The sequence below is a fragment of the Thermomonas sp. genome (genome assembly GCF_025993755.1).
Taxonomy (GTDB): domain Bacteria; phylum Pseudomonadota; class Gammaproteobacteria; order Xanthomonadales; family Xanthomonadaceae; genus Thermomonas.
Genome location: NZ_JAMQHN010000152.1, coordinates 1 through 8,330, shown reverse-complemented (window position 1 = coordinate 8,330; position 8,330 = coordinate 1). Strand labels below are relative to the sequence as shown.

Here is an 8,330-nt window from a genome sequence, read left to right as displayed (position 1 = left end):
GCTGCCCCGGTCCCATTGCCAGCCGCCGATCTGTGCCAGTTCCTGCACGCGTTCGAACAGCGCCTTGTCGCGCTGCAGGCCGGTGATTTCGCTGCCGAGCAGCAGGACGTGATCGGGGCGGGTGGAACCGGGATCGACCTGCACAACGGTCGTGACCGACAGCCAGATCAGTTGCTGGGTGCTGTGCCGGAACAGCCCGATGACGGCGTTCAGGTTCTTGCCGTCGTGCAGCGCGCGCGCCAGCGGATAGTCCTCGGGCGGGATGACCTGACCGCTGGCGTCGACGACGGTCCAATCGCTGTGTTCCAGCATCGGCCGGCCGAGCGCATCGCTGTCCAGCCCGTAGAGGCGGGCGGCCGCGGGATTGAGATACAGCACCCGGCCATCGCCGTCGTGCAGGGTGATGGCGCGGTCGATGGCGTCGGCGAGGCTGGTGTAGCGGGTGCCGGCGTCGGTGCGCGCGCTCAGGTCGCGGGCGATGGCGAGAATGGCGGGGCCATCGGCGGTGTTCAGCCGCGCCGAATGCACTTCGACCGGGAAGCGGTGGCCGCTGGCGTGAACGTTGATGGTCTGGACGATATGGGTCTTGCCGCGCTCGATCGTTTCCAGCACCGGGGCGAGGAAGTTGGCCGGTAGTCCGGGATTGAGCAGGTGGACGGGATTGCCGACCAGTTCCCGGCGCTTGCGGCCGTAGGCGGTCAGCGCGGCGGCGTTGGTGTCGAGAATCACGCCGGCATAGGAGATGATCAGGGTGGGGTCGGGGATGGCGTCGAGGAAGGCGCGGTGCCGGCGATCGTCGGCCGAGGCGGGTTTTGCGTCGCAGCCGGCCATCGCGGCGGAGGCTTTGCGCAGCAGGCCGCGCACGCGGGTGGGTAGTTCGGGGTTGGTGGCTGCCCTGGCCAGATCGGCGCCCAGTGCCGCCGAGTCAGACGGCTTGCGGGTCGCCGGCTTCCGGGGAGCCGGCTTGTCCGGGGCGTCGGCCTTGCGCGCGCTCATCGCGAGGACAGCGCCTTGCCGGCGCGGCTGCTGGTTTCGCGGCCGAGCAGGCCGGCCAGCCAGCGGCCGGTGTCGGCCAGTGCGGCCAGATCGACGCCGGTGTGGATGCCCAGGCCCTCGAGCATGTACACGACGTCTTCGCTGGCGACGTTGCCAGTGGCGCCCTTGGCATAGGGGCAGCCGCCGGCGCCGGAAACCGCGCTGTCGACGACGGCCACGCCTTCTTCGAGGCAGGCCAGGATGTTGGCCAGCGCCTGTCCGTAGGTGTCGTGGAAGTGCACGGCCAGTGCCGCCATCGGCACTTCCTGCGCAACGGCGCGCAGCATCGCGCGGGCCTTGCCGGGCGTGCCGATGCCGATGGTGTCGCCCAGCGAGATTTCGAAACAACCCATGTCGAAGAGCGCCTTGGACACGCGCACGACGTCGGCCAGCGGCACGTCGCCCTGATAGGGGCAGCCGAGCACGGTGGAGACGTAGCCGCGCACTTTCACGCCGTCCGCCTTGGCGCGTTCCAGGACGGGCGCGAAGCGTTCCAGCGACTCGTCGATGCCGGCGTTGGTGTTCCTGCGGTTGAAGGCTTCCGAGGCGGCGGTGAACACCGCGACCTCCCCGGCGCCGGCGGCCCGGGCGCGTTCATAGCCCTGCAGGTTGGGCGTGAGCACCGGGTAGGCGACGCCCGGGGCGCGCCGGATGCCGGCCAGCACCTCGGCGGCGTCGGCCATCTGTGGCACCCATTTCGGGCTGACGAAGGCGGTGGCCTCGACCGTGCGCAGGCCGGTCTGCGAGAGCCGGTCGATCAACTCGATCTTGGCGGCGGTGCCGATGTCGGTCTTCTCGTTCTGCAGTCCGTCGCGCGGGCCGACTTCGACGATGCGGACATTGACGGGCAGAAGGCTGTTCATTGCCGCTCGGCCTCGGGCTGCGGCTTGGGGGCATCGCCGGTTTCCGCCGGCGTCGGTGCAAGTTCGGCGACCGGCGAGGTGTCGCGTACCAGAACGGTCGACGGCTGGGCGAGGAAGAATTCCGGATGGCGGCGCAGGATCCGGGCGATCTGCGCGGGACTTCCGGCAACGAAGTTGCGGTAGGTGCGGTTCTGGCCTTCCGGCACCTGCTCCGGCTGCGGTGGCTGAAAGCCCTTGACTCGGCCTTGCGCCAGCGCCTCGGAAATGCGCGCATGGTCGGGCATGTACAGGCGCATCTGGTCGCCGCGGATCTCGTAGCGCAGCAGGAAGTGGCCGCAGTAGGTGTCATTTTCGCCCACGCAGTCGAGCTTGCCGGAGTCGTTGAGGGCTTCGACGAAGTTGCCGGCGCGCGAGTGGACGAAATTCGCCTGGATGGGTTTCGGCTGCCCCTGGTCGATCACCGTGCGGCAGTCGGACGCCACTTCCAGCGGATGCGGCATGGCGTTCTGGTTCGCAGATTCGCTTTCGATGACGATCCAGCGCCCCGGCAGGGCCGGATCGCAGGTGCTGACAGTGCCCTCGGGCAGCGATTCGAACAGGCTCGATGAGCAGCCGCCGAGCAGCAGCAGGCAGGGAAGCAGCAGGCCGGACAGAACGCGCATGGTCATTGCTCCAGTATCGCCAGGACGGCGTCGGCCTCCACGAATTCGCCGGCCTGGGCGCGGATTTCCGCGATCACGCCGTCGCGCGGGGCCTTGAGCGCCAGTTCCATCTTCATGGCTTCCAGCACCAATGCCACATCGCCGGCGCGCAGCGCGGTGCCGGGGACGGCCTTGACGACGACGACCCGCCCCGGCATCGGGGCGCGGATGCGGTGCTCGTCGCTGGCGCCGCCGCTGGCGTCGCGGCGCGGGCCGTCCGAAATGCGCAGGCGCAGGCGCCGCTGGCCGTCGTGGACTTCGATGAATGGTCCGAACGTGGCGGCGGCAAAGCGGCGCATCTGTCCGTCGATGCGCAGGCTGGCCGTTCCATCCCCAAGGCGCGCGCCGGCGATGGCGTGGCTGGCGCCGTTCAGGGTGATGGCGTAGCTGCCGTCGCTGCCGGTGGCCTGGAGCGCGAATTCCTGCGTGCCGTGGTCGAGGACGAGACGCCGCACACCCGCCGTGCCCAGCCGCCAGCCGTCGCGCGCGTTCCAGGGCGATCCTGCATCTGGTGCATTGGCGGCGGCGCGGGCCGCGAGGGTTTCCTGTTGCAGCAGAAGGACGGTTGCCGCCGCGAGCAGCAGTTGCGGATCGTCTTCGGCCGGGGCGAAGAATTCGTCAAGGTGACGGTCGAGATAGCCGGTGTCGATAGTGGCATCGACGATGGTCGGATGCCGCACCAGTCGTTCGAGGAAGGCGATGTTGGATTTCGGGCCTTGCACGCGGCACTGCGCCAGCGCCGCACGAAGCCGCGCCAGCGCGCGCGGACGATCCTCGTCCCAGACAATCAATTTGGCGATCATCGGATCGTAGAAAATCGTCACCGTGTCGCCTTCGATCACGCCGGAGTCGATCCGCACGACCCCTTCCTGGGTTGCCGAAGCACGGGGCGAGGGTGACGGAAGCTGCAGCGTCTCCAGCCTGCCCGAGCCGGGCAGGAAGCCGGCGTCGGGGTCCTCGGCATACAGGCGCACTTCGATGGCGTGGCCGCGCTGGACGATCTGCTCCTGCGCCAGCGGCAACGGTTCTCCGGCGGCCACGCGCAACTGCCATTCGACCAGATCCAGCCCGGTCACTTCCTCGGTGACCGGGTGCTCGACCTGCAGCCGGGTGTTGATTTCCATGAAGTGGAAATCGCCGCCGGCGCCGACGATGAACTCGACGGTGCCGGCGTTGCGGTAGTCGATCGCGCGCGCCGCCAGCACCGCCGCCGCGCCCATGCGTTCGCGCAGTTCGGGCGTGACGAAGGCGGAGGGCGATTCTTCCAGCACCTTCTGGTAGCGCCGCTGCGCCGAGCACTCGCGCTCGCCGAGATGGATGGCGTGGCCGTGGGCGTCGGCGAAGATCTGGAATTCGATGTGGCGCGGGTGCTCGACATAGCGTTCCAGCAGCACGCGGTCCTTGCCGAAAGCGTTCTTCGCCTCGCGCTGGCAGCTTTCCAGGTTCGCCGCGAACTCGCCGGCGCTGCGCACGATGCGCATGCCCTTGCCGCCGCCGCCGTAGGCCGCCTTGATCATCAGCGGATAGCCGACGCGGTCGGCCTCGCGCTGCAGCATCTCCAGCGATTGCTCCATCCCGGTGTAGCCGGGCACCACCGGCACGCCGGCCGCTGCCATCAAGTCCTTGGCGCCGGCCTTGCTGCCCATCTTGCGCATGGAGTGCCCGGGCGGGCCGATGAATACCAGTCCGGCGGCTTCAACCGCGTCTGCGAAATCCGCGTTCTCGCTCAGGAAGCCGTAGCCTGGATGGATGGCCTGGGCGCCGATGCGCTTGGCGACGTCGAGGATGGCCTCGCCGCGCAGGTAGCTGTCCTGCGGTCGCGGCCCGCCGATCGGATGGGCTTCATCGGCCAGCCGCACGTGCTGCGCGTCGGCGTCGGCCTCGGAGAACACCGCAACGGTGCGGATGCCGAGCCGGCGCGCGGTGCGGATGACCCGGCAGGCGATTTCGCCACGGTTGGCGATGAGGATTTTTTCAAACATTGTCTTTGACGCGGATTGACGCGGATGAACGCGGATGGGATAGGACGTCGAAAACACGACGCTTGAACTGCGGCCGGGGACCGAAATTGAACAGCAGGCCGACTGGAATCCCGGTGGCTTTCAGATAATTGATCAGCTGGACTTCATGGACCTTCCCCAACTGCGAAACAGCTTTCAGCTCGACGATGACGCGTCCTTCGACGAGCAGATCCGCCTTGAATTCGCCGACGAGGATGCCACGAAAGTGCACGTTGATCGGGGCTTGCTGCACCACGGACAGCCCCGCGTCCCCAAGCGCTGCGGCAAAGGCGTTTTCGTAAACGCTTTCAAGAAAGCCGGCGCCCAGTTCGTTGTAGACCGTATAAAAAATGCCGATGACCTGCTCGGTCAAATCGGATTCCAGCAATGAATGCTTATCCGCGTTCATCGGCTCTGATCCGCGTCAAGAACGCTCTTGCCCTGCCCACGCCGGCTTGCGCTTGTCGAGGAAGGCGGACAGGCCTTCCTGGCCTTCGGGCGAGACCCGCAGACGGGCGATCAGGGCGGCGTTGTCGGCGTCGTGACGGGCGCCGTCGGCGTGGGCGCAGGTGGCGCGCACCAGTTGCTTGGCGCTGGCGGAAGCGGCCGGGCCGGTTTTCAGCAACAGGTCGATCTGGCGCTTTACGGCGGTGTCGAGCGCGGTCGGATTGACCACGGCGTGCAGCAGGCCGATGCGGCAGGCTTCCTCGGCGTCGAAAATCTCGGCGCTGGCGAAATAGCGACGCGCGTGGCGCGGGCCGATGGCGTTGATGACGTAGGGCGAGATCACCGCCGGCAGCAGGCCGAGCTTCGCCTCGGTCAAGCCGAACTTCGCTTCGGGCACGCCGATGGCGATGTCGCAGCAGGCGATGAGCCCGACGCCGCCGCCGAAGGCCGCGCCCTGCACGCGGGCGATGGTCGGTTTGGGCAATTCGTCCAGCGTACGCATCAGGCGGGCGAGGGCGAGCGAATCCTGGCGGTTGTCCTCCTCGCTGGCGGCGGCCATGCCGCGCATCCAGTTGAGGTCGGCCCCGGCGGAGAACGACGGGCCTTCGGCTTCCAGCACCAGCACCCGCACCGCGGCGTCCGCGCCGACGGCGACGAGCGCATCGGTCAGTTCCGCGATCAGGTGATCGTCGAAGGCGTTGTGCACCTGCGGGCGGGACATCCGCAGGCGCGTCACCGGGCCGTCCCGGAACAGTTGCAGGGCTTGTGTCATCGCGATTCCGTCGCTGGGCGATCTGTCGACGCCCATGATACCGACGATCCACGTTCGCGACGTTCATCGCACGTGGCCTGGCGGTTGCGCCGGGTCGCCTTCAGTGGCGGACGCGGCGCTTGTCCGGCGGTGCGGGCACCGCTTCGACGGTGACGGTGAAGCTGCGGTTCTCGCCGGCGAACACCGCGCCGACGCCGGCGACGTGGCGGCTGACTTCGCGTCCGCGCTCGTCGCGGACCACCACGACCACGGTGTACTCGAACGCGCTTTCGGCGGTTCCGCTGAGGCTCCCCTCGACCTGCAGCGGAATGACCGGCTCGATCGGCGTGCCGGTGGAATCGAAGCGCAGGTGCCCGCGACACGCGGGGCAGACCGTCGCGCTTTCGAGGATCGTGGTCTTGCAGTGCGGGCAGGTACGCGTCGCCCCCACCGCGCCGGGGCGCGGTGCGCTCATGTGGCGGCGCCTTTAGGACGCGGACGTCGGCTTGTCGTCCTTGCCCCAGCCGCACTCGACGTGGCCACGGATGCGGGAACCCGGTGCGACGGTGAGGCTGCCGGCCTTGACGTCGCCGGTGATGGCGCCGCTCTGGGTCAGCTCGACGTGCTGGGCGCCGGAGATGTTGCCTTCCATCTCGCCAGCCAGCGTCACCTTGTTCGCGGCGATCGCGCCGGCGGTCACCTTCGCGCCCGGATCGACGGTCAGGTTGCCCTGCACCTTGATGTCGCCCTTGAACTTGCCGGCGATGCGCACGTGCCCGCTGCCTTCGATCTTGCCCTCGATGGTCAAGTCGGATGCGATCACCGATTCCTGGGAGCTGGCGGCGCGTGCTGGTGCCGGTGTCGGCGCAGCAGCAGCCGGTGCCGGCGTCGGCTCGGGCGTGGCGGGCTTGGGGTCGAAGTGGATCGGGTCGGCAGGCTTGGGTGCCGGCGCGCTGTCTTTCCAGATGGCCATGGCGAAACCTCCTCGGGGGAAACCCCGACACTACCACCGTTTTGCGGCGTTTTGTTGCCTGAATGGGTGAGCTGTGGCCCGCAAACGGCGGCTGGCGCTGGAGACTACATCCTGAACACGCCAAAGCGCGTCCGGCCCTCGATGGGTGCGTTGAGTGCCGCCGACAGCCCCAGTCCCAGCACGCGGCGGGTGTCGGCCGGGTCGATGACGCCGTCGTCCCAGAGACGGGCAGTGGAATACCACGGGCTGCCCTGGTCTTCGTACTGCTGGCGGATCGGGGTCTTGAATGCGTCTTCTTCCTCCGCCGTCCAAACGCCGCCCTTGGCCTCGATGCCGTCGCGTTTGACCGTGGCCAGCACGCTGGCGGCCTGCTCGCCGCCCATCACCGAGATGCGTGCGTTCGGCCACATCCATAAAAAGCGTGCGCCATAGGCGCGGCCGCACATCGCGTAATTGCCGGCGCCGAAGCTGCCGCCGATCACCACGGTGAACTTGGGGACGTGCGAGCAGGCCACGGCGGTCACCATCTTTGCGCCGTCTTTCGCAATACCACCCTGTTCGTATTTCTTGCCGACCATGAAGCCGGTGATGTTCTGCAAAAACACCAGCGGGATGCCGCGCTGGTTGCACAGTTCGATGAAGTGCGCGCCCTTGAGCGCGGACTCACCGAACAGGATGCCGTTGTTGGCGATCAGGCCCACCGGGTAGCCGTGCAGGTGGGCGAAGCCGGTCACCAGGGTCTTGCCGTAGCGCGCCTTGAACTCCTGCAGTTCGCTGCCGTCGGTGATGCGGGCGATGACCTCGCGGATGTCGAACGGGCGGCGCGCGTCCCTGGGCACGATGCCGTACAACTCGCTGGCGGGATACAGCGGCTCGCGCACCGGCACCGTCGCCACCGGCAGCACCTTCCTGCGGTTGAGCGCCCCCACAATTCCGCGCGCGATTTCCAGCGCATGGCGATCGTCTTCGGCAAAGTGGTCGGCCACGCCCGAGATGCTGGTGTGCACGTCCGCGCCGCCCAGCGTTTCCGCGTCGACCACTTCACCCGTCGCCGCCTTTACCAGCGGCGGGCCGCCGAGGAAGATGGTGCCCTGTTCCTTCACGATCACCGACTCGTCGCACATCGCCGGCACGTAGGCGCCGCCGGCGGTGCACGAGCCCATCACCACCGCGATCTGCGGGATGTTTTCGGCGGACAGGCGCGCCTGGTTGTAGAAGATGCGACCGAAGTGCTCCTTGTCCGGGAATACCTCGTCCTGCATGGGCAGGAACGCGCCGCCGGAATCCACCAGATAGATGCAGGGCAGGTTGTTTTCGCGTGCCACTTCCTGCGCGCGCAGGTGCTTTTTCACCGTCATCGGGAAATAGGTGCCGCCCTTGACCGTGGCGTCGTTGGCCACGATCACCACTTCCTGCCCGCACACCTTGCCGATGCCGCAGACCATGCCGGCCGACGGCGCGGCGTCCTCGTACATGCCCTCCGCGGCCAGCGGTGCGATTTCGAGGAACGGCGAGCCCGGATCGAGCAGGGCGTCGATGCGTTCGCGCGGCAGCAGCTTG

General features: G+C 68.0%; 9 protein-coding genes. All 9 read right to left on the bottom strand.

Annotated elements, in window-relative coordinates; all coding sequences use genetic code 11:
* On the bottom strand, nucleotides 1-996 hold a 996-nt coding region (locus Q0X16_RS11165; protein WP_297834315.1), incomplete at its 3' end, for a PAS domain S-box protein.
* Nucleotides 993-1,886 (bottom strand): hydroxymethylglutaryl-CoA lyase, encoded by an 894-nt coding sequence (locus Q0X16_RS11160; protein ID WP_297834318.1) that lies wholly within the window; start codon nucleotides 1,884-1,886, stop codon nucleotides 993-995. The genes Q0X16_RS11160 and Q0X16_RS11165, both read right to left, overlap by 4 nt.
* 8 nt (nucleotides 1,887-1,894) lie before the next feature.
* Complete coding sequence (locus Q0X16_RS11155) at nucleotides 1,895-2,560, bottom strand: hypothetical protein (protein WP_297834314.1); 666 nt, start codon at nucleotides 2,558-2,560, stop codon at nucleotides 1,895-1,897.
* A gap of 2 nt (nucleotides 2,561-2,562) precedes the next feature.
* The gene (locus tag Q0X16_RS11150; protein WP_297834311.1) at nucleotides 2,563-4,581 is read right to left on the bottom strand and encodes a biotin carboxylase N-terminal domain-containing protein; all 2,019 of its coding nucleotides are present in this window, start codon (nucleotides 4,579-4,581) and stop codon (nucleotides 2,563-2,565) included.
* On the bottom strand, nucleotides 4,574-5,008 hold the full coding sequence (locus tag Q0X16_RS11145; RefSeq protein WP_297834308.1) for a GxxExxY protein: 435 nt from the start codon (nucleotides 5,006-5,008) through the stop codon (nucleotides 4,574-4,576). The genes Q0X16_RS11150 and Q0X16_RS11145 overlap by 8 nt, the downstream gene beginning before the upstream one ends.
* A 15-nt stretch (nucleotides 5,009-5,023) precedes the next feature.
* Entirely contained in the window at nucleotides 5,024-5,818 is a 795-nt protein-coding gene (locus Q0X16_RS11140) for an enoyl-CoA hydratase-related protein (RefSeq protein WP_297834305.1), read from the bottom strand.
* Nucleotides 5,819-5,918: 100 nt separating this feature from the next.
* Nucleotides 5,919-6,272 (bottom strand): hypothetical protein, encoded by a 354-nt coding sequence (locus Q0X16_RS11135; RefSeq protein ID WP_297834302.1) that lies wholly within the window; start codon nucleotides 6,270-6,272, stop codon nucleotides 5,919-5,921.
* Nucleotides 6,273-6,284: 12 nt separating this feature from the next.
* Nucleotides 6,285-6,770 carry a polymer-forming cytoskeletal protein gene (locus Q0X16_RS11130; RefSeq protein WP_297834300.1) on the bottom strand — a complete coding sequence of 162 codons (486 nt, stop codon included), beginning with the start codon at nucleotides 6,768-6,770 and terminating at the stop codon, nucleotides 6,285-6,287.
* 104 nt (nucleotides 6,771-6,874) lie between these two features.
* Nucleotides 6,875-8,330 (bottom strand): carboxyl transferase domain-containing protein (locus Q0X16_RS11125; RefSeq protein WP_297834297.1); only part of this gene is annotated, 1,456 nt, incomplete at its 5' end.